The sequence below is a fragment of the Pseudoroseomonas cervicalis genome (genome assembly GCF_030818485.1).
Lineage (GTDB): Bacteria > Pseudomonadota > Alphaproteobacteria > Acetobacterales > Acetobacteraceae > Pseudoroseomonas > Pseudoroseomonas cervicalis_A.
Genome location: NZ_JAUTAJ010000004.1, coordinates 2,317,823 through 2,337,856 on the forward strand (window position 1 = coordinate 2,317,823; position 20,034 = coordinate 2,337,856).

The 20,034-nt window shown below is 74.8% G+C and carries 15 protein-coding genes; 7 read left to right on the top strand and 8 right to left on the bottom strand.

The features are described 5' to 3' along the window. Positions 1-22: 22 nt before the first annotated feature. On the top strand, positions 23-1,327 hold the full coding sequence (locus QE401_RS14780) for a TRAP transporter large permease (RefSeq protein WP_307138930.1): 1,305 nt from the start codon (positions 23-25) through the stop codon (positions 1,325-1,327). 50 nt (positions 1,328-1,377) lie between these two features. Here the strand turns inward: QE401_RS14780 and QE401_RS14785 are convergent, their stop codons facing one another. The 3 genes from QE401_RS14785 to QE401_RS14795 all read right to left on the bottom strand — a co-directional run bounded on the left by QE401_RS14785 (position 1,378) and on the right by QE401_RS14795 (position 4,071). Continuing rightward, a complete protein-coding gene (locus QE401_RS14785; protein ID WP_307138931.1) occupies positions 1,378-1,701 on the bottom strand; it encodes a hypothetical protein in 324 nt (107 codons plus the stop codon). 141 nt (positions 1,702-1,842) lie between these two features. Next, the gene (hemA, locus tag QE401_RS14790; protein ID WP_307138932.1) at positions 1,843-3,078 is read right to left on the bottom strand and encodes a 5-aminolevulinate synthase; all 1,236 of its coding nucleotides are present in this window, start codon (positions 3,076-3,078) and stop codon (positions 1,843-1,845) included. A 117-nt stretch (positions 3,079-3,195) separates the two neighbouring features. Then, positions 3,196-4,071 (bottom strand): NAD-dependent epimerase/dehydratase family protein, encoded by an 876-nt coding sequence (locus QE401_RS14795; RefSeq protein WP_307138933.1) that lies wholly within the window; start codon positions 4,069-4,071, stop codon positions 3,196-3,198. 66 nt (positions 4,072-4,137) lie between these two features. Between QE401_RS14795 and QE401_RS14800 the strand changes: the two genes are divergently transcribed. Further along, on the top strand, positions 4,138-5,124 hold the full coding sequence (locus QE401_RS14800) for a tetratricopeptide repeat protein (RefSeq protein ID WP_307138934.1): 987 nt from the start codon (positions 4,138-4,140) through the stop codon (positions 5,122-5,124). Positions 5,125-5,413: 289 nt separating this feature from the next. Here QE401_RS14800 and QE401_RS14805 read toward each other — a convergent pair whose 3' ends face one another. Continuing rightward, the gene (locus tag QE401_RS14805) at positions 5,414-6,247 is read right to left on the bottom strand and encodes a DMT family transporter (protein WP_307138935.1); all 834 of its coding nucleotides are present in this window, start codon (positions 6,245-6,247) and stop codon (positions 5,414-5,416) included. Between the two features lie 170 nt (positions 6,248-6,417). Here QE401_RS14805 and QE401_RS14810 point away from each other — a divergent pair, with 170 nt between their 5' ends. From QE401_RS14810 to QE401_RS14825, 4 genes are all read left to right on the top strand, one after another. Continuing rightward, positions 6,418-7,479 (top strand): quinone-dependent dihydroorotate dehydrogenase, encoded by a 1,062-nt coding sequence (locus tag QE401_RS14810; protein WP_307138936.1) that lies wholly within the window; start codon positions 6,418-6,420, stop codon positions 7,477-7,479. Next, positions 7,476-8,333, top strand: coding sequence for a TIGR01459 family HAD-type hydrolase (locus tag QE401_RS14815; protein ID WP_307138937.1), 858 nt, complete (start codon positions 7,476-7,478; stop codon positions 8,331-8,333). The genes QE401_RS14810 and QE401_RS14815 overlap by 4 nt, the downstream gene beginning before the upstream one ends. Before the next feature lie 136 nt (positions 8,334-8,469). Next, the gene (locus tag QE401_RS14820) at positions 8,470-9,747 is read left to right on the top strand and encodes a multidrug effflux MFS transporter (RefSeq protein WP_307138938.1); all 1,278 of its coding nucleotides are present in this window, start codon (positions 8,470-8,472) and stop codon (positions 9,745-9,747) included. Between the two features lie 89 nt (positions 9,748-9,836). Beyond that, positions 9,837-10,178 (top strand): Hpt domain-containing protein, encoded by a 342-nt coding sequence (locus tag QE401_RS14825; RefSeq protein WP_307138939.1) that lies wholly within the window; start codon positions 9,837-9,839, stop codon positions 10,176-10,178. Positions 10,179-10,313: 135 nt separating this feature from the next. Here QE401_RS14825 and QE401_RS14830 read toward each other — a convergent pair whose 3' ends face one another. Beyond that, entirely contained in the window at positions 10,314-13,067 is a 2,754-nt protein-coding gene (locus QE401_RS14830; RefSeq protein ID WP_307138940.1) for an ATP-binding protein, read from the bottom strand. 154 nt (positions 13,068-13,221) lie between these two features. On the opposite strand from QE401_RS14830, the gene QE401_RS14835 reads away from it, so the two are divergent. Further along, positions 13,222-15,537 carry a bifunctional diguanylate cyclase/phosphodiesterase gene (locus QE401_RS14835; protein ID WP_307138941.1) on the top strand — a complete coding sequence of 772 codons (2,316 nt, stop codon included), beginning with the start codon at positions 13,222-13,224 and terminating at the stop codon, positions 15,535-15,537. A 139-nt stretch (positions 15,538-15,676) separates the two neighbouring features. Here QE401_RS14835 and QE401_RS14840 read toward each other — a convergent pair whose 3' ends face one another. The 3 genes from QE401_RS14840 to QE401_RS14850 form a co-directional block, all read right to left on the bottom strand. Continuing rightward, positions 15,677-16,420: an SDR family NAD(P)-dependent oxidoreductase gene (locus tag QE401_RS14840; protein ID WP_307138942.1), complete on the bottom strand. Its 744-nt coding sequence runs from the start codon at positions 16,418-16,420 to the stop codon at positions 15,677-15,679. Positions 16,421-16,489: 69 nt separating this feature from the next. Further along, positions 16,490-17,239, bottom strand: coding sequence for a M48 family metallopeptidase (locus QE401_RS14845; protein WP_307138943.1), 750 nt, complete (start codon positions 17,237-17,239; stop codon positions 16,490-16,492). Between the two features lie 113 nt (positions 17,240-17,352). Further along, entirely contained in the window at positions 17,353-19,917 is a 2,565-nt protein-coding gene (locus QE401_RS14850; protein WP_307138944.1) for a response regulator, read from the bottom strand. Between the last annotated feature and the right edge of the window lie 117 nt (positions 19,918-20,034).

A 20,034-nucleotide genomic window follows, 5' to 3' on the forward strand; every position in this document is an offset into this window, starting at 1 on the left:
CCCGCCTTCCTGAGGACCCGCCATGACCTTCCTGGCCCTGCTCGCGGCGCTGTTCGTCGTGCTCTATCTCGGCATGCCGATGTTCGCGGCGCTGTTCCTGCTGCCGCTGGCCGTGCTGGTCTGGGTGGAGGGCAGCCTGCCCGCGCTGGGCGAGCTGGTGATCGGCCAGCTCGACGGCTACCTGCTGGTGGCCATCCCGCTCTTCATGCTGATGGCGCATGTGATGGTGCGCGGGCGCGTGGTGGACGATCTCTACGGCGCCGCCTTCGCCCTGCTGCGCGGCGTGCGCGGCGGGGTCGGCATCGCCACCGTCGCCGCCTGCACCATCTTCGCCGCCATCTCCGGCTCCTCGGTGGCGACCGCGCTGACGGTCGGCAAGATCGCCATCCCGCAGATGCTGCGCTACGGCATGAGCCGCAAGGGCGCCTTCGGCGTGGTGGCGGGCGGCGGCACGCTCGGCATCCTGATCCCGCCCTCGGCGCCGATGGTGCTCTACGCCTATGTCACCGAGACCAGCGTCGGCGCGCTGTTCCTGGCCGGCGTGGTGCCCGGGCTGATGATGGCGCTGATGTTCGCCCTCTACTGCTTCCTCACCGAGAAGCGCGCCGTGGCACCCAGCGCGGCCGCGCCGGGCGAGGCGCAGGGCGAGGTGCATGGCGCGGGGCTCGAGAATTTCTCGCTGATGCGCGCCGGCTGGAGCCTGTCGCTGCCGATCTTCGTGCTCGGCGGTATCTATATGGGCATCTTCACGGCGACCGAGGCGGCCGGCACCGGCACGCTCTACGCCATCCTGATCGCCGCCCTGATCTATCGCAGCCTGCGCTGGCGCGACCTGCTGGACGGTTTCGGCGAGGCGACGCGCACCTCCGCCATGCTGCTGCTGATCATCGCCGCCGCCGCCATCTATGGCTACATGCTGACCAAGCTGCGCGTGCCGCAGGAGCTGACCGAGCTGGTGCTGGAATGGGGCCTGTCGCGCACCGGCTTCCTGATCGTCATGATGGTGCTGCTCTTCGTGCTCGGCCTGGTGCTGGAGAGCTTCTCGATCATCCTGCTGACCATGCCGGCGATCCTGCCGGTGCTGACGCAGCTCGGCATCGACAAGGTCTGGTACGGCGTGCTGCTGACGCTGAGCCTGGAGATGGCGCTGATCTCGCCGCCCGTGGCGATGAACCTGGTGGTCATCAAGGCGATCACCGGCGCGCCGCTGGCCGAGGTCAACCAGGCCATCATCCCCTACATGCTGATGCTGGCGCTCGGCACCGGGCTGATCATCGCCTTCCCCGACATCGCGCTCTGGCTGCCGCGCCTGGCGGGCTATGGCTGAGGCCAGGCGGGCGGCGGCCGGGGGTCCCGGCCGCCGCCGCCGATCCGGCCTCAGCCGCTCACCGCATCGGCGGGGTCGTGGTAGCGGCTGACCGCCATCGGCACGGCGCGCGGATCGCCCTCGGCCGAGGCGTTGCGCCCCGCCGGGCCGGGCAGCACGCCGCCGCCATGCGCCAGCTCATGCGCCCGGGTCACCGGCATCGGGATGTCGAGCGGGCCGGGGTCGCTCAGCGGCCCCTTGTTCACATCGGCCGCCAGGGCCAGGCCCGGGGCGGCGGCCAGGCCGGCCAGCAGCCCGGCCGCCAGGGCCAGGGCGCGCCAGCGGGCGGGGTGCGGGGCCCTGGCCCCGCCGGAGATGGGTCGTGCCGAGTTCATGAGGCGGTCCTCCTCAGCAAGGGATGGCTCCCGGCCCGGAGGAGATAGGCGCGGCCGGGCGCCTCGGCAGCGCCCGGTTACGCATCGCTGCAACTCGCAAGCCGGCGCAACAGGCGCCGCCCCGCGGTCCGGCCTGTGGCGTCAGGCCGCCTCGGCCAGGGAGAGCACCTCCTGCAGCGCGCCCACCAGCTGTTCGACCATCGCATCGCTGTGGTGCGGCGTGGCGCAGAGCCGCAGCCGCTCCGTCCCGCGCGGCACGGTCGGGTAGTTGATCGGGGTGATGTAGAGCCCGTGCCGCTCCAGCAGCCGCCGCGCCACCGCCCGGCAGCGCGCCGCCCCGGGGACCGGGATCGGCACGATATGGCTCTCGCTCGGCAGGCGCGGCAGGCCGGCCTTGTCCAGCGCCGCCTTCAGCGCCTGGGCGCGCGACGCCAGGCTGGCGCGCAGCGCCGCATCGGCGCGGATCTGCCGGATGCTGGCCAGCGTCGCCGCCAGGGTGGTGGGCGGCAGGGCGGTGGTGAAGATCAGCCCGCCGGCGACCGAGCGGACATAGTCCACGAGGTCCGCCTCGCCGGCGATGTAGCCGCCATAGCAGCCGATGCCCTTGGACAGCGTGCCCTCGATCACGTCGATGCGGGCGCTGGCGCCGTCGCGCTCGGCGATGCCGGCGCCCTCGGGCCCGTAGAGGCCGACCGCATGCACCTCGTCCAGATAGGTGATGGCGCCATGGCGCTCGGCCAGGTCGCAGATGGCGTGCAGCGGCGCGACATCGCCCTCCATCGAATAGACGCTCTCGAAGGCGATCATCTTGGGCGTGGCCGGGTCGGAAGCCGCCAGAAGTTCCTCCAGATGGCCGAGGTCGTTGTGCCGCCAGATATGGCGCCGGGCGCCGCTGCGCCGCATGCCGTCGATCATCGAGGCATGGTTCATGGCGTCCGAGAACACCTCCATGCCCGGCAGCGCCGCCAGCAGGGCGGAGAGCGCGGCCTGGTTCGCCATGTAGCCGCTGCCGAACAGCAGCGCCGCCTTCTTGCCATGCCAGTCGGCCAGCTCGGCCTCGAGGTCGGTGTGCAGCGGCGAGGTGCCGGAGATGTTGCGGGTGCCGCCGGCGCCGGCGCCGTGCCGGGCAGCGGCCTCGGCCGCCGCCTGGCGCACCACGGGGTGCACCCCCATGCCGAGATAGTCGTTCGAGGACCAGACCACGATCTCGCGCGCCGCATCGGCCCCGCCCGGCCCGGCCCCGGGCTGGTGCCAGCGATAGACCGGGAAGCGATCGGCCAGTTTCTCCAGCCGCGCGAAGTCGCGGTAGCGGCCTTCGGCGCGAAGCGTATCGAGCTGCTGCGTGCAATGCGCGCGCAGGGTCTGCCGTGTGTCCATGGCCGCCCTTCTTACTCCAGCCCCCTGGAAAATGCAGGATTTCGTGAGGGCACGGCTGATCCGAGCCCAGCGCAGGGGCGCCCCGTGCAGTCCAGCACGGTCTTGGCAAGCGCCGCGTTAAGCCGCGCCCTGCCGCTCCGCCCGCAGCACGGCGCGCAGCCCCTCCCGGTAGCTCGGATGGCGCCAGACCAGCCCCAGCATCGCCTGGGTGCGGGCGCTGGAGATGCGGCGGTTCTCCGCCCAGAAGCTGCGCGCCATGGGCGACATCGCCGCCCAGGCCGTCTCGAAGGGGGTCAGCGGCGGCGGCGCCAGGCCGAGCAGCCGCGCCGCCTCCGCCACCACATCGGCATTGGCGGCCGGCAAATCGTCGGCCAGGTGCAGCACCCGCGCCGCCCCTGGCGACCCCGGGGCCGGCCGCGCCGCGGCGGCCAGCACGGCGCGGGCGATGTCCTCGACATGGATGCGCGAGAACAGGTGCCCGGGCCGGTCCACCCGCCGGGCCCGCCCGGCGCGCAGCTCGTCCAGCGCGCTGCGGCCGGGGCCATAGATGCCGGCGCAGCGCATCAGGTCGAGCGACAGGCCGCGCCGCTCCGCCAGCCGCCGCCAGCCTTCCTCCGCCGCCAGCCGGCGGCGGGAGCGCTCCTGCCCCGGGGCGGGGGGCGTGTCCTCCTCCACCCAGCCGCCGCCATGGTCGCCATAGACCCCGGTGGTGGAGAGATAGCCGACCCAGCGCAGCCGCGGCGCCGCGGCCAGCGCGGCGCCATGCGCCGCCAGCACCGGATCCTCTCCCGCCTGCTCCGGCCCGGCGGTGACCAGGAGATGCGTGGCCTCGGCGATCGCCGGCGCGGCCTCCGCGAAGGGCAGCAGCGCCACCCCCTCGGGCGCCGCCTCCGGCCGCGGCGCGCGCATCGTGCCGGCCACCTGCCAGCCCGCCGCCCGCGCCGCCCGCGCCGCCGCGCGCCCGGCAAAGCCCAGCCCCAGGATCAGCAGCATCGCCCTCTCCGCCCTGTCATGGAGGGGATGTGGCGCGGATGCGCGCGCGGGGCTAGAGTGGCGGCCATGCGAGCCCCCCTCCGCAACGCGCTGCTGGGCGTGTTCGCCGCCGCCACGCTGACCGCGCTTGCCGGCGGTGCCTTCCTGCTGCACGCCCCCACCATGCCCGAGGCGGCCGAGCCCGCCCGGCCCGGCGGCAACGGGGCCGCGACCGCGCCGGCATCCGGGGCCGCCAACGCCCCGCCGCCCGGCGCCCCCGCTGCCAGCCCCCCCGCCGCCAGCCTCCCCGCCGCCGGCCAGCCGCCCGCCGCCGCCTCGGCCAGCCCGCCGGGCGCCGTCGCCCTGCCGGTGCCGCCCGAACCGCCGCGCCTGTCCGACAGCGCCGAATACGAGGCCTGCCTCGACCTGCTGCGCAACGACCCGGAGGGCGCGCTGAACCGCGCCATGGAATGGGAGCAGAAGGGCGGCGGCGATCCCGCCCGGCACTGCCTGGCGCTCGGCCTGCTGGCGCTGGGCGAGCCGGAGCGCGCCGCGCCGCGGCTGGAGCGCCTGGCCGGCGGCTCCAGCGCCGGCAACCCGGCCCGCGCCGCGATCTATGCCCAGGCCTCCCAGGCCTGGATGATGGCGGGCGACACCGCCCGCGCCTATGGCGCCTCCACCCTGGCCCTGTCGCTGATGCCCGAGGACACCGCCCTGCTGGTGGACCGCGCCACCGCCGCCGGCGCCATGGGCCGCTACACCGAGGCGCTGGAAGACCTCAACCACGCCATCGCCACCGACCCGAACCGGTCGGAGGCCTTCGTCTTCCGCGCCGCCGCGCTGCGCCACCTGGACCGCACCGAGGAGGCCCAGCGCGACATCCAGCGCGCCCTGGAGCTCGACCCGCGCAATGCCGAGGCCTTCCTGGAGCGCGGCATCCTGCGCCAGCTGAAGGGCGACACCGCCGGCGCCAAGGAGGACTGGCAGCGCGCCATCGCCGTGGCGCCGGACAGCATCGCCGCCGACCTCGCCGCCCAGAACCTCGCCCTCAACGAAGCCGGCCCCCGCCGTTAATTTGTCAGGCTGCCGCCGTCTCCCGGTGAGGCGGGACTTTTTTTCGGGCTGCCGCCGTCTCCCGTTGAAGCGGGACGCTGCGGGCTGACGCTGCGCGACCGGTCAGGTGGGGCGCTGCGGGCCAGCGCCATTTGCCGATGCGGCGCGGCCGGGCGAGCAGCCCTCCACCGGGCGCCACAGGAATCGCCCGGTTCCGCCCATCCGCCGCCCGTCACCCCGCCACCCTGGGCCGGAGCATCCCCCCCAAATACCGCCCCTCCCGTCCCGGCCCTGACCGGCAGCCGACAGATCAACGGTGGTTCATGAGGCAGGCGAGGATGACGATGGCGGCGCCGACCAGCGTCGTCAGCGCCGGCAGCACGCCCCAGATGGCGAAATCCGCCAGCACGGCCCAGAGCAGGGCGCTGAATTCCAGCGGCGCCAGCTGCGCCACGCTGGCGCGGCGGAAGGCGGCGGCCAGGCAGATGGTGGCCGCGCCGGCGAAGACGCCGTTCACCGACAGCGCCAGCAAATCCAGCCCGCCCGGCGCCACCCAGCCGCTGCCGGCGAAGGGCAGCAGCAGCAGCGCCCCGGGCACCGAGGACCAGAGGATCAGCCGGGCGATGCCGGGCTCGTCGCGCAGATAGCGGTTGATGGTCAGCACGGTGGCGTAGCTGGCGGTGCCGAACAGCGCGTAGAGATAGGCCAGCAGGCTGCCGCCCGCCGACAGACCCGGCGCCATGGCGACGACGATGCCGAGGAAGCCGACCCCGCTCCACAGCCAGACGCGGCGCGGCAGGGTCTCGCCCAGCACCAGCGCGGCCAGGGCGAGGGTCATGAAGGGGGCGGTGAAATAGACCAGATAGCCCTCGGCCAGCGGGATCTCGCGCAGCGCCTGGAAGAAGCCGACGGCAGAGCCCAGCATGGCCAGCGCCCGCAGCAGGTGCAGCCCCGGATGCGCGGTGCCGAGCGGCCCGCCCAGGCCCGGCCGCAGCGCCCGCGCGCCGAACAGCAGCGCCAGCAGCACCAGATGGCGGATCAGCACCACCTGCGCCGCCGGATAGGCGCCGGCCAGCAGCTTGCTGTTGGCGTCCAGCGCCGCGAACAGCCCGAGCGCCAGCAGCAGCAGCAGCGGTCCCTGCACGTGTCCATCCCCTCGTCGCGCCCTGGCCCGGGCCCCCGCCCGGGCCGCGCCGGCCCTGGACGGCTTCTCATCCGCGCCGCGCGGCGCGTCAATCGCCCCGCCGCCGACATGGCCGCCCCGCCGCGCGGGGCCTTCCCTTGCGCGGCGGGGCGGGGCACAAGCGGGGCGCCATGACCCCTGCCCTCGCCTCCGCCCTCATGCCGCTGATGCGCGGCTTCGATCCCGAACGCGCGCATCGCCTGGCGCTGAAGGCGCTGGCGCTCGGCCTGGCCGGCGCCGACACCGCGCCGGACGAGCCCGTGCTCGCCACGCAGGTCCTCGGCCTGGATTTCCGCAACCCGCTCGGCCTCGCCGCCGGCTTCGACAAGGACGCGGTGGCGGTGGCGCCGCTGATGCGGCTGGGCTTCGGCTTCGTCGAGCCCGGCACCACCACGCCCCGCCCGCAATCGGGCAACCCCCAGCCGCGCCTGTTCCGGCTGGAGGAGGATGCGGCGGTGATCAACCGCATGGGCATGAACAATGAGGGGGTGGCGGCCTTCGCCGCCCGGCTGGCGGCGCTGAGGCGGCCGCTGCCGGCGGTGCTCGGCGCCAATATCGGCATCAACAAGGAGGGCGCGGAGCCGGAGCGCGACTACCCCGCCCTCTACCGCGCCGTGGCGCCGCAGGCCGATTACGTCACCATCAACGTCTCCTCCCCCAACACGCCGGGGCTGCGCGACCTGCAGGGCGAGGCGAAGCTGGCCGCCATCCTGGCCGCCGTGGCGGCGACGCGGGCCGAGCAGCCGCGCCAGCCGCCGGTGCTGGTCAAGATCGCCCCCGACCTGGCCGATGAGGCGGTGCCGAGCCTGGTCGAGACCTGCGTGGCGAATGGCGTGGCCGGGCTGATCGTCAGCAACACCACCATCGCCCGCCCGGCCAGCCTGCGCAGCGCCCACAAGGGCGAGACCGGCGGGTTGTCCGGCCAGCCGCTCTTCGAGCCCTCCACCGCGCTGCTGAAGCGCGTCTATGGCCTCGCCGCCGGGCGGCTGGTGCTGATCGGCTGCGGCGGCGTGTCCAATGGCGCGCAGGCCTATGCCAAGATCCGCGCCGGCGCCGCGCTGGTGCAGATGTACGCCGCCTTCGCCTATGCCGGCCCGGTGCTGGTGCCGCGCATCAAGCGGGAGCTGGCCGCGCTGCTGCAGCGCGACGGCTTCGCCCATGTCCACGAGGCCGTAGGAGCCGATGCCCGATGAAGATCCTGGAGAGCGTGGCCCCGCTGGCCGAGAGCCATGACGGCTTCGTGCTCGACATCTGGGGCGTGCTGCATGACGGCGCCGCCCCCTATCCCGGGGTGCCCGAGGCGCTGCGGGAACTGCGCGCGCGTGGCAAGCGCATCGTGCTGCTGTCCAATGCGCCGCGCCGCTCCTGGTTCGTCGGCCGCCAGCTGGAGGGCATGGGGCTCGGGCCCGCGCTGTTCGACGGCATCGTGACCTCGGGCGAGGTCGCCTGGACGCTGCTGCGCGACCGCACCCATCCCTGGTTCTCCCGCCTCGGCAGGCGCGCCTTCCATATCGGGCCGGAGCGCGACCTCTCGGTGATCGAGGAGCTGGACATCACCCTGGCCGCCCGCCCGGCCGAGGCCGATTTCCTGCTCAACACCGGCCCCGAGCCGGAGCGCGGCCCGCAAAGCGTCGAGCCCTACCGGGCGGAGCTCATGGAATGCGCGCGCGCCGGGCTGCCGATGCTCTGCACCAATCCGGACCGCGCGGTGATGGTCTCCGGCCAGAAGCTGATCTGCGCCGGCGCGCTGGCCGATGTCTATCTGGCGCTGGGCGGCGATGTGCTGGAGATCGGCAAGCCAGACGCCATGGTCTACCAGACCGTGCTGGCGACGCTGGCGCTGCCGCCGGCGAAGATCGTCGCCATCGGCGACACCCCGCACACCGACCTGCTGGGCGCGGCCAATGCCGGCATCGATGCGGTCTGGGCGCTGACCGGCCTGGCCGGCAATCATTTCGGCCCGAACCCCTCGCCCGAGGCCCTGGCCGAGGAGGCGGCGCGCGAGGGCGTCACCCCGATCGCCGCGCTGCGCAGCCTGCGCTGGTGAGCGCCAGGGCCGGGGGCGTGTCCCCCGGCCCAGCGCAGGATGCCGGGTGGGAGCCCCGCGCCAGCCGCATGGCTCGGCGCCGCATCCCGGCACGCCCGCCCTGGCCGGGCGGCGCCGCCGGTCATACTGTGATCGGATGAGCCCGCGCGATCTGGCCACGGAAACACCCAAGGACCTTCCCACCGGCGCGGCGCCCGCCTCGCCCGTCGCGCATCCGCCCACCCCGCCCCCCGCCCTGCGCCGCGCGCCGGAGACCTGGCTGCTCACCCTGCTGATGGGGGTCGGCCCCTTCAGCATGCAGATCCTGATCCCCTCCCTGCCGCTGCTGGCCGGCTATTTCGGCGTGCCCTACGCCAGCGCGCAGATGACGCTGACCGTCTACCTGATCGGCATCGCCGTCGGGCAGCTGATCTATGGCCCGCTCTCGGACCGCTTCGGACGGCGGCCGGTGCTGCTGGCGGGGCTGGTCATCTATCTGGCGGGCTCGGCCGCGGCGTTGCTGGCGCCCTCGATCGGCTGGCTGGCGGTGGCGCGGGCGGCGCAGGCGGCCGGCGGCTGCGCCGGCATGGTGCTGACGCGCGCCATCATCCGCGACGTCTTCCCGCGCGACCAGGCGGCCAGCAAGATCGGCTTCGTCATGATGGGCATGACGGTGGCGCCGATGATGGCCCCGCTGCTGGGCGCCGAGCTGACCGCCGCCTTCGGCTGGCGCAGCACCATGGCGGCCTGTGTCTGCTTCGGCGCGGCGCTGTCGCTGCTGGCGCTGCGGCTGCCGGAAACCCTGGCCGAGAAGCAGCCCTTGCCGGGGCTGGCCGGCATGGGCCGGGCCTATCTGCAGCTGGTGCGCATCCGCAGCTTCCGCTGCTACGCCGCCATCACCACCTGCACCACCGGCGTGTTCTTCGCCTTCATGGCCGGCGCGCCGCGCGTGCTGATGGATGGCATGGGCTATTCGCCGCGCGGCTATGCCATCGCCTTCATGGCGATCTCGGTGGCCTTCGGCGCCGGCTCCTATGTGGCGGGGCGGCATTCGGCGCGGCTCGGCGTGGCGCGCATGCTCAGCGCCGGGCTGCTGGTCTGCACCCTGGGCACGCTGGCCGGGCTGCTGGGCCAGGCGCTGCTGCCGCTGTCGCTGGCCGTGTTCTTCCTGCCGATGACCGTCGTGGCGCTGGGCAATGGCGTGTCGCAGCCCAATGCGGTGGCGGCCGCCGTCAGCGTCCGGCCGCAGCTGGCCGGCACCGCCTCTGGCCTGGTCGGCGCGCTGCAGATGGGCTTCGGCGCGGTGATGACGCTGCTGGCCGGGGCGGTGGAGCTGGGCAGCGGCATCGGCACCGCCGCCACCATGGCCGGCTGCGCGCTGGGCGCCCAGCTGGCGCTGCGCGGCGCCAACCAGGCGCAGCAGGGCCGCGGCTGAGGCGTGTGGCCGGCTGAATCTTTGTCCAGCTGGCCGTGGCGAGGCCAAGCCGCGTTGACCGGCCCCGCCCGGTTTGCGAGGGTCGCGCCGTGAACGCCCTGGATCCCGACATCGCACGCCAGCTGGCCGAGGACCTGCCCCAGGAGGTCTTCCTGCGCCTGCTGCGCACCTTCGAGGCCGATCTGGCGCGGCTGGCGCGCGAGATGCGCGCCGCCGCCGCCGCCGGCGACCTGGATGGCTACCGGCGCGGCGCGCATGGCCTGGCGGGCGCCGCCGGGGCGATCGGCGCGCGCGGGCTGGAGGCGGTCTGCCGCGAGGCGATGAGCCCGGCGACCCCGCTGCCGCCGCCCTCGATGCTGCCGCGGCTCGACCGCGAGGCCAGCCAGACCCTGGCCGAGCTGGCCGCGCTGGTCGCCCGCCACGGCGGCTGACGCGGCCGCGCAGGCTCCCGCACCGCCCGGCCCCGGCCGGCGCGCCCCGCTCCGCGGGGCCCAGCTGTTGCGCCGCTCCGCGGGCCTGGCCGTTGCGCCGCTCCGCGGGCCTGGCCGTTGCGCCGCTCCGCGGGCCTAGCCGGTGCGGCGCTCCGCAGGGGGCGCGCCGCGCAGCTCGGCGACCAGCCGCTGCAGCGTGGCGCGCTGCACCGGCTTGGTCAGGTAGTCATCCATGCCGGCGGCGCGGCAGCGCGCCTCCTCCTCGGGCCCGACCGCGGCGGTCAGGCCGATGATGCGGCTGCGCTGGTTGGGCCCGGGCGCGGCGCGCAGGCGCTGCGTCGCCTCCAGCCCGTCCATGCGCGGCATCTGCATGTCCATCAGGATCAGGTCGAAGCGGGTCTCGGCGGCCAGCGCCACCGCCTCCACCCCGTCGCCGGCCAGGGTGACGGCGCAGCCCTGGCGCTGCAGCAGCGCCTGCATCACCGCCTGGTTGGTGGCATTGTCATCCACCACCAGCACGGCGGGGCCGGGCCCCTCGGCGCCCGCCGGGGCGGGGGCGGCGGCGATCGGCGCGGCGGCGGCCGGCGCGCCGCCGCCGGAGAGCGCCTGCAGCGCCGCCTCGCGCAGCCGGGCGGGCAGGCTCGGCTGCAGCAGCAGGGTGGCGCCGGGCAGCGGCGCCGCCGGCGGCGGCAGGCAGCAGAGCAGCGCCAGCCCCGCCCCGCCCGGCGCGGCGCGCAGCCGGGCGCCCAGATCGGGGCCGGGCGCGCCTTCGGGCACCGGCCGGGCCGCCGCGCCATGCAGCAGCGCCAGCCGCACCGGCCGGCCGGCCAGGGCGGCGGCGGCCAGCATATGGCGTGCCTCGGCCTCCCCCGCCGCCACCAGTGGCTCGGCGCCCAGCGCCGCCAGCTGGCGCGCCAGCACCGCCTGGCCCTCGGCGCTGCCGCCCAGCAGCAGCACCGGCAGGCCGGCCAGCGGGGTCTCCGCCACCGCCGGCTCCAGCAGGCCGAGCTCGACATGGAAGCGGAACTGGCTGCCGCCGCCCGGGCGCGGCGCGGCGCCGATGCCGCCCCCCATCTGCTCCGCCAGGCGGCGGCAGATGGCCAGGCCCAGCCCGGTGCCGCCATAGCGCCGGCTGATCGAGGCATCGGCCTGGGTGAAGCGTTCGAACAGCATCGGGATGCGCGCCGGGTCGAGGCCGATGCCGGTGTCGGAAATGGTGCAGCTCAGCCGCCAGGGGGCCGGGCCCTCGGCGCCGGGGGCGCGCGGCAGCGGCAGCGCCTCCACCTCCAGCTTCACCCAGCCGCTATCGGTGAACTTGATGGCGTTGCCGATCAGGTTGAACAGGATCTGCCGCAGCCGCGCCGGGTCGCCCAGCATGCGGCGCGGCAGGCCGGGCCCGAGGTCGCAGAGCAGTTCCACCCCGCGGGCGGCGGCACGTGGCGCGAACAGCTCGGCGATGGTGGCGATCTCGGCCTCGGGCGAGAAGGCGATGCGCTCCTGCTCGACCACGCCGGATTCGAGGCGGGAGAAGTCGAGCACATCGTTCAGCAGCACCAGGAGATGCTCGGCGCTGCCGCGGATGGTCTCGGCATAGCGGCGCTGCACCGGCTCGAGCGGGGTCTCCATCAGCAGCCCGGCCATGCCGATCACCCCGTTCATCGGGGTGCGGATCTCATGGCTCATGGCGGCCAGGAATTCCTCCTTGGCGCGGGCGCCGGCGCGCGCCGCCGCCTCCTCCTCGGCCAGGCGGGAGCCCTGGCGGCGCAGCGCATCGGCCTGCCGCGCCATCAGCCAGAAGGCGGCCAGCGCCAGCAGCACCAGCGCCGGCAGCGCCGCCAGCACCAGCGGCCGCACCGTGCCGGCCATGGCCAGCGCATCCTCGCGCCGGCGCACCGCCTCGACCACGATCTGCCCCGGCCGGGCCAGGGCGAAGGCGGCATAGCCTTCCACCCCCTCCTGGTCCGGGCCTTCCCACTGGCCGCTCTCGCGCCGCGGCAGGAAGGAGCGGAACGGCCAGGCGCTGGCATTCAGCACGCCGATGCCGCCCGCCCCGCCATCGCTGCGCGCCAGCAGCAGGCCGGTGGCGCTGTGCAGCCGCAGCGTCACGCCGAAGGATTCGCTGGCCGGGCGCAGCAGCGCCTGCTGCAGCGCCTGCGGGTCGAGCAGCGCGACCACCGCGCCGCGCACCCCGCCCGGCGCCGCCCCGGCCCCGGCCACGCCCGGCAGCGGCCGCGCCAGCGGGATGCTCCACTGCCCGGTCTGCGCGATGATGGCCGGGCTGCCGCCGCCCGGCGGGCCCAGGAACAGCCCGGCCTCCGGCGCGCCGCTGCGCAGCCCAGGGGCGCTTCCCGGGGCGCTTCCCTGGCTGTTCCCCTGGCCGCTCCCTTGGCCACTCCCCTGATTATTCCCCTGGCCATTGCCCAGGCGCAGCAGGCGGAACCAGTCGCGGTCGCCGATGCCGCGCTCCAGCATCGCCTCGTCGGTGGCGGCCTGCACCCGGCCCAGCACATCGGCCAGCAGCAGGCCGCGCAGCTCCGGCAGGTCGCGCAGCGCCGCCTGCAGCAGCGCGGTGGCCTCGGCCGGGTCGACGAAGCGGCTGGCGGGCAGCGCCGCCAGCGCCTGCAGCCGGCGGTCCACCCGCTCCAGCGTGGCGGAGAGCTGCGCCGTCACCACCCGCGTCACACCGGCCGAAAGCTGCAGCGCGCGCTGGCCCTCGACCGATTCGATGCGGGCCTGCAGCAGGGCGTGCAGCGCCGCCAGCAGGGCCAGCAGCAGCAGCGCGGCGCAGCCGAACAGCCGCCAGGGCCGCGGCCCCGTCGGGCGGCGCGGCGCCAGGCCCAGGAAGCGGCGCCAGCGATCCGGCAGGCGGGGGGGAGCGGCGGCGGTCATGCGGGCCGCATCTTGGCAAAAGCATCACAAAATTGGGAGAATTTACTCGCTTTTTTACGATTGAGGGCCGATGAACGCCCTGGCCGCAGGATTCGTCGCGGCTTTCAAGACGTGAGCGCGGCCATTGCCGGCGCTGTCGGAGCGGCCATTCGGGATGCGGCGGATCTACACCTGCCTGGCGGAGGAGCATGATCCGGTCCTGCTGCTGGCGGCGGCCCTGCTCTGCCTGATCGGCGCCACCGTCTCGCTCGGCCTGCTGCACCGCGCCCGGCGCGCCCGGCCGGAGGCGCGCGCCGGCTGGCTGCTGCTGGGCGGGCTGGCGGTCGGCGCCAGCATCTGGTGCACGCATTTCGTCGCCATGCTGGGCTACCAGCCGGGCTTCGGCCTGGGCTTCCGCCTGCTGCCGACGCTGGGCTCGCTGCTGCTGGCCGTGGTCTCGGGCACCGCGGCGCTGGCGGTGGCGGCCGGGCCCTGGGCGCTGGCGGCGCCGCTCGGCGGGGCGCTGTTCGGCCTCGGCACCTGGGCGATGCATCTGCTCGGGCTCAGCGCCTATGGCGATGCCGGGGTGCTGCGCTTCTCCCCCCTGCTGCTCGGCGCCTCGCTGCTGTTCGGCATGGCGCTCGGCGCGCTGGCGCTGATGGGCAAGCGGGCGCGGCCGGGGCCGGCCGGCTGGTTCGGCGGCGGCGTGCTGCTGGCCGCCTCGGTGCTGTCGCTGCATGTCACCGGCATGGCGGCGATCCGGCTGCTGCCGCTGCCGCTGCAGGACCCGGATTCGGCCGAATCCTCGCTCGGCCTCGCCGTGGTCAGCGTGGCGCTGATGGTCTTCGCCGCCGCCCTGGCCGCGCTGCTGATCGACCGCCGGGCCGAGGAGGAGGGCGAGCAGCGGCTGCGCCGCCTGGCCGATGCGGCGATGGAGGGGCTGGCGGTGGTGCAGGAGGGGCGCATCGTCGAGGCCAATCACAGCTTCCAGGCGCTGTGCGGCCGCACGCGCGCGGCGCTGCTGGGCCAGCCCCTGCCGGGGGCGCTGCTGGAGATGGCCGAGGCCGGCGAGGCCGGCTGGCTGCGCCATGCGGATGGCAGCCGCATCGAGGTGGCGCTGCAGCTGCGCGAGGGGCTGCCGGAGCCGGGCTTCCGCGTCTTCGTGCTGCGCGACCTCAGGCCGCAGCGGGCGCAGGAGGCGCGGCTGGACCACATGGCGCGGCATGACGCGCTGACCGGCCTGCCCAACCGCGCCCGCTTCGCCGAGATGCTGGAGCAGGCCCTGGCCGAGGCGCGCGGCCGGCACGGGCTGGCGCTGCTGCGGCTCGGGCTGAACGGGCTGAAGACGGTGAACGGGCTGCATGGCCATGCCGCCGGCGATGCGGCGCTGCGCGCCTATGCCCGCGCCCTGGCGGCGCGGCTGCCGGAGGCGGGGCTGGCGCGGCTCGGCGGCGATGAATTCGCCGCCCTGCTGCCCTTCCGCGACGAGGCCGAGCTGCAGGAGCGGCTGCCGCGCATCGCCGCCCTGACCGTGCCGGTGGGCGGCAAGGCCGGGGCGGGCCCGCTCGGCACCGGCATCGGCGCCGCGATCGGCGCCGCCCTCTACCCGGAGGATGCGGGCGAGGCGGAGGCGCTGATGGCCTATGCCGACATCGCGCTGCAGCGCGCCAAGGCGCTGCCGGGGCGGCCGCCCTGCTTCCATGACGCGGCCCAGGATGCGCGGCTGCAGCAGCGTCGGCGGCTGGCGCAGGACCTGGCCGGGGCGCTGGCCGAGGGGCAGTTCTTCCTGGTGTTCCAGCCGCAGATGGTGCTGGCCAGCGGCCAGCTCTGCGGGCATGAGGCGCTGCTGCGCTGGCACCATCCGCAGCTCGGCCTGGTGCCGCCGGACCATTTCATCCCGCTGGCCGAGGAGAGCGGGCTGATCCTGCCGCTCGGCGCCTGGACGCTGCGCCAGGCCTGCGCCGCCGCGGCGGCGGAGCCGCGGCTGGGCAAGGTGGCGGTCAACCTCTCGCCGCTGCAATTCCGCGATGAGGGGCTGCCCGCCCTGGTCGCCGCCACCCTGGCCGAGACCGGGCTGCCGCCGCAGCGGCTGGAACTCGAGATCACCGAGAGCGCCATGATGCAGGAGATGGCCCGCGCGCTGGAAATGCTGCGGCAGCTGCAGGGCTTGGGCATCGGCATCGCCATGGATGATTTCGGCACCGGCTATTCCTCGCTGGGGACGCTGCGCGCCTTCCCCTTCCACAAGATCAAGCTGGACCGCAGCTTCATGCGCGAGATCGGCGAGAGCCCGGCGGCGCTGGCCATCCTGCGGGCGGTGCTGGATATGGGCCAGGGGCTCGGCGTGCCGGTGCTGGCCGAAGGGGTGGAGACACCAGCGCAGCGCGACCGGCTGCGCGAGGAAGGCTGCGCCGAGGCGCAGGGCTATCTGTTCGGCCGCCCGTTGCCGCTGGCCGAGCTGTTCCCCAGCCCCACCCCCGCCGCCGCCTGATTTTTGTCAGGGCCGGCCGCCGCTGGCGGCCGGCGGCGGGGCGCTGGCCCGGCCCCGCCCCACCCGCGCCCCCCTTCCCTGCCGCGCCCCGCCTCAAAACCCGATGGCGGCAGCACGAAAGAAAGCAGCCCGAAAAAAATCAGCGGTGGATGCGCAGCGGCCCGAAGCTCTGGCAGACCGGCATCAGCTGCAGCGTGTTGACGTTCACCCGGGCCGGGCGCGTCGCCACCCAGTGCACGGCGTCGGCGATGTCGTCGGGCGTCAGCGGGTCGGTGCCGTCATAGACGGCGGCGGCCTTGGCATCGTCGCCGAAGCGGACATTGGAGAATTCGGTGCCGCCGACCAGGCCGGGCTCGATATCGGTGACGCGGATTTTGGTGCCGAACAGGTCGGCGCGCAGGTTCAGGCTGAACTGGCGGACGAAGGCCTTGGTCGCGCCATAGACATTGCCGCCCGGATAGGGCCATTCGCCGGCGGTGGAGCCGATATTGACGACATGGCCGCGGTCGCGCGCCACCATGCCGGGCAGCACCGCATGGGTCATGGCGACCAGGCCCTTGACGTTGGTGTCGATCATGGTCTGCCAGTCGGACAGGCTGGCGCGCTGCGCCGGCTCCAGCCCCAGCGCCAGGCCGGCATTGTTTACCAGCAGGTCGATCTCCGACCATTCGGCCGGCAGGCCGGCGATGGCGGGGGCGATGGCGTCGCTGTCGCGCAGATCGAGCGGCAGGGGCAGCACGCGGTCGCGGCCCAGCTCCCCGGCCAGCGCCTGCAGCCGCTCGGCGCGGCGGCCGATGGCGATGATGCGGGCGCCGTCCTGGGCGAAGCGGCGGGCGATGGCGGCGCCGAAGCCGGCGGTGGCGCCGGTGACGAGGATCAGCATCGGGCGGTCTCCTGCGGGTCGAGGCCACCGGTATGGCAGCGCGGCGCGGAGCCGGGAAGCCGAGGCCGCTCAGCCGACGCGCAGCAGCCCCGGCCCGTGCCGGCGCAGCCAGGCCTGCGCCGCCGCATGGTGCGGGTTCAGCGCCGCCAGCACCGCCCAGAAGCGCGGCGAGTGGTTCAGCTCCTCCAGATGCGCGACCTCATGCGCCACGACGTAGTCGAGCACCCAGGGCGGCGCCATCACCAGCCGCCAGGAGAAGGCCAGGGTGCCGTCCGGCGCGCAGCTGCCCCAGCGGCCACGCGGATCCTTCAGCCGCACCGCGCGCGGCGCGACGCCGAGCCGCGCGGCATGGCGGCGCACCAACGGGCGGATGCGCCGCCCGGCCTCGTCCTGCAGCAGGGCCATGACCTGGGCCGGCAGGGTGTCGGGGCCGCCGCCCACCAGGATGCCGCCCGGCCGCAGCGCGGCGGGGCCGGCATGGCCAGGATCGTGGCGGATCGGGTGCGGCACGTCGCCGAGCGGCACGGCGGCGCCGGGGCGCAGGCGCAGCGGCGGCGCCAGCGCGGCCAGGCGGGCGGTCACCCAGGCGGCGTGGCGGCGCAGCAGGGCCAGGCCGGCGCGCCGCCCGGCGGCGGGGGTGAGGCTGGCCGGCAGGGTGACCAGCACGGCGCCCGCCACCGGCTCGATCCGCAGCGAGACCAGGCGGGCGCGGGCGGAGCGGCGCCAGAGCAGGGCGCAGGAGATGGCGGCGGCGCCGGGCGCCGGGCGCAGCAGCAGCGCCTCGGGCAGCGGCGGGTCCGGTTGATCCGGCGCGGCCATGCCTGGCGCGGCCTGGCGTGGCGCGGCCTGGCGCGGCGCCGGGCGGCGCGGCCTGTCCGGCCCGGGCGGCGCGGCCCCGGCAGCGGCCGGGGGAGACGCGCCGGCCATGCGGCTCAGCCGGGCTCGGGCAGGGCGGCCTGGCGCAGCGCCGCCTCCAGCTCGCGCAGCCCATAGGGCTTGATGAGGAATTGCGCGCCCGGGAGCATGTCCGGCGTGTCCAGCCCGCCATAGCCGGAGGCGAAGATGATGCGCAGCCCCGGCCAGCGGGCGCGCGCCTGCTGCGCCAGCACCGAGCCGGAAATGCCGGGCAGGCCGATATCGGTGAAGAGCAGGTCGAACCGCTCCTTCTCCAGCGCCAGCAGGGCGCCGCGCGCGTCGCGCGCCGTCACCACCTGGCAGCCGAGATGGGCCAGCAGGTCCTCGCTGTCCATCAGGATCAGCGGGTCGTCCTCGACCAGCAGCACGCGCAGGCCGCGGCCGGCGGGGGGCATGGCCGGGCTGGCGGTGGGCAGGTGCGGCACGGCGGCGGCGGCCAGCGCCTGGCGCCGGTCATGCAGCGCCTGGCGCACCTTGCGCGCCAGATCCTCGCGCCGGTAGGGCTTGGAGAGCAGGTTGACGCCGGGATCCAGCCGCCCGCCATGCACGATGGCGTTCTCGGTGTAGCCGGAGGTGAACAGCACCGCGGCATGCGGCTGCATGGTCTGCACCTGGCGCGCCAGCTCCGGCGCGCGCACGGGCCCCGGCATCACCACATCGGTGAACAGCAGGTCGATGGAGACGCCGCTGCGCAGCAGGGTCAGCGCGCTCTGCCCGTCCGAGCAGCGCAGCACGGTGTAGCCGAGATCCTGCAGCAGCTCGACCACCGTCGCCTGCACCACCGGATCATCCTCGACCACCAGCACGGTCTCGCGCCCGCCCTCGACCGGCAGGCCGGCGAGCGGCGCCACCACCGTCTCCGCCTCATGGCTGCGCGGCAGGTAGATGCGCACCGTGGTGCCCTGCCCGGCCTCGGAATAGATCTTGATGTGGCCATGGCTCTGCTTGACGAAGCCATAGACCATGGAGAGGCCGAGCCCGGTGCCGCGGCCCTCGCGCTTGGTGGTGAAGAAGGGCTCGAACACCTTGTCGAGCAGCTCGGGCGGGATGCCGCAGCCGGTGTCGGAGACCGCCAGCATGACATACTGGCCCGGCCTCACCTCGTCATGCTGCAGGGCGTAGTAATCGTCCAGCATGGCGTTGCCGGCCTCGATGGTCAGGCGGCCGCCGCCCTCCATCGCGTCGCGGGCGTTCACCGCCAGGTTGAGCAGCGCGTTCTGCACCTGGTCCGGATCGGCCAGGGTGTTCCACAGCCCGCCGGCGATCACCGTCTCCAGCTCGATCGCCTCGCCGAGCGCCCGGCGCAGCAGGTCGTCCATCTCGCGCACCAGCCGGCCGAGATTGACCGGGCGCGGCTCCAGCGGCTGGCGCCGGGCGAAGGCGAGCAGCTGGGCGGCGAGCTTGGCGCCGCGCTCCACCGCGCCCAGCGCCGTCTCGATGCGCCGCGCATCGTCGGGCGCGCGCTCGGCCTGCTGCAGCATCTGCAGGTTGCCGGAGAGGATCTGCAGCAGGTTGTTGAAGTCATGCGCGACGCCGCCGGTGAGCTGGCCGATCGCCTCCATCTTCTGGCTCTGGCGCAGCGCCGCCTCGGTGCGGCGGCGCTCGGCCTCGCTCTCCTCCAGCGCGCGGGTGCGCACCCGCACCATCTCCTCGAGCTGGTCCTTGTAGCGCTCCAGCTCGTCGGCGACGCGCTTCTGCTCGGTGACGTCGTAGCCGAGGACGAAGATGCCGGAGACGCGGCCCTCCGGCTCCAGGATCGGCTGGTAGACGAAGTCGAGGAACGCCTCGCGCGTGGCCAGGCCAGCGCCGCGCTGCGGCAGCGCCTGCGGGTCGTGCAGCCAGGCGCGCATGGCACGGCCGTTGAAGGCGCGGCCGGAGGCGAAGACCTCGTCCAGGATGCCGAAGAAGGGCTGGCCCTCCAGCTCCGGCAAGGCCTCGCGCACCGGCTTGCCGAGGATCGAATCGCGGCCCACCAGCGCCAGGTAGGAGGCGTTGGCGATCTCGAAGACATGCTGCGGGCCGTGCAGATAGGCGGCGAAGGCCGGCGCCTGCTCGACCAGGCGGCGCAGCTGGGTGCGCTCCGCATCCAGCGCCAGATTGACCTGCTGCACCGCCTGGGCGCGGCGGAACACCGAATGCTCGAGCCCGGGGCCGCCCGGCCCGGCCTCGCCGGCGCGCAGGCGCAGCGCCTGCAGCTCGGTCACGTCGTCGGTCTGCTGCAGGATGAAGGCGACCTCGCCATCGGCGCCGAGCAGCGGGGTGTGCGTCGCGCTCCAGAAGCGGTCCTCGAAATCGGGGCCGCGCGGGATGGCGTAGCGGATCAGCGCGATGGTGTGCGGGGCGCGGGTCTCGACCACCGTCTCCAGCGACTGGCGCAGCTGCCGCGTGCCCTCGCCGCCCGGATCGTGCGGGCCGCCGGGGAAGGCGTCGAACACGTTGCGGCCGAGGATATCGGCCGCGGCCCGGCCAGTGACGCGCAGATAGGCGTCATTCGCCCAGACCAGCGTGAAGCGTGCATCCATCACCACGTAGGGATGCGGCGCGGCACGCAGCAATTGCTGGAAATCGGGCAGGTGGGCCAAGGCTGGCGGCAAAATCTCACTCCAGGGGCCGGCGGTGGATCCGGGCCCGATGCCCTTGCCCCGCCCACCTCCTGCCGCATCCGCGCGGGAAAGGAAAGCCCCGCGCGCGGGCACCGC

Coding starts and splice junctions, on each gene's coding strand:
- QE401_RS14780 (WP_307138930.1), top strand. CDS start 23: ATGACCTTCCTGGCCCTGCTCGCGGCGCTGTTCGTCGTGCTCTATCTC.
- QE401_RS14785 (WP_307138931.1), bottom strand. CDS start 1,701: ATGAACTCGGCACGACCCATCTCCGGCGGGGCCAGGGCCCCGCACCCC.
- hemA (WP_307138932.1), bottom strand. CDS start 3,078: ATGGACACACGGCAGACCCTGCGCGCGCATTGCACGCAGCAGCTCGAT.
- QE401_RS14795 (WP_307138933.1), bottom strand. CDS start 4,071: ATGCTGCTGATCCTGGGGCTGGGCTTTGCCGGGCGCGCGGCGGCGCGG.
- QE401_RS14800 (WP_307138934.1), top strand. CDS start 4,138: ATGCGAGCCCCCCTCCGCAACGCGCTGCTGGGCGTGTTCGCCGCCGCC.
- QE401_RS14810 (WP_307138936.1), top strand. CDS start 6,418: ATGACCCCTGCCCTCGCCTCCGCCCTCATGCCGCTGATGCGCGGCTTC.
- QE401_RS14815 (WP_307138937.1), top strand. CDS start 7,476: ATGAAGATCCTGGAGAGCGTGGCCCCGCTGGCCGAGAGCCATGACGGC.
- QE401_RS14820 (WP_307138938.1), top strand. CDS start 8,470: ATGAGCCCGCGCGATCTGGCCACGGAAACACCCAAGGACCTTCCCACC.
- QE401_RS14830 (WP_307138940.1), bottom strand. CDS start 13,067: ATGACCGCCGCCGCTCCCCCCCGCCTGCCGGATCGCTGGCGCCGCTTC.
- QE401_RS14835 (WP_307138941.1), top strand. CDS start 13,222: ATGCGGCGGATCTACACCTGCCTGGCGGAGGAGCATGATCCGGTCCTG.
- QE401_RS14840 (WP_307138942.1), bottom strand. CDS start 16,420: ATGCTGATCCTCGTCACCGGCGCCACCGCCGGCTTCGGCGCCGCCATC.
- QE401_RS14845 (WP_307138943.1), bottom strand. CDS start 17,239: ATGGCCGCGCCGGATCAACCGGACCCGCCGCTGCCCGAGGCGCTGCTG.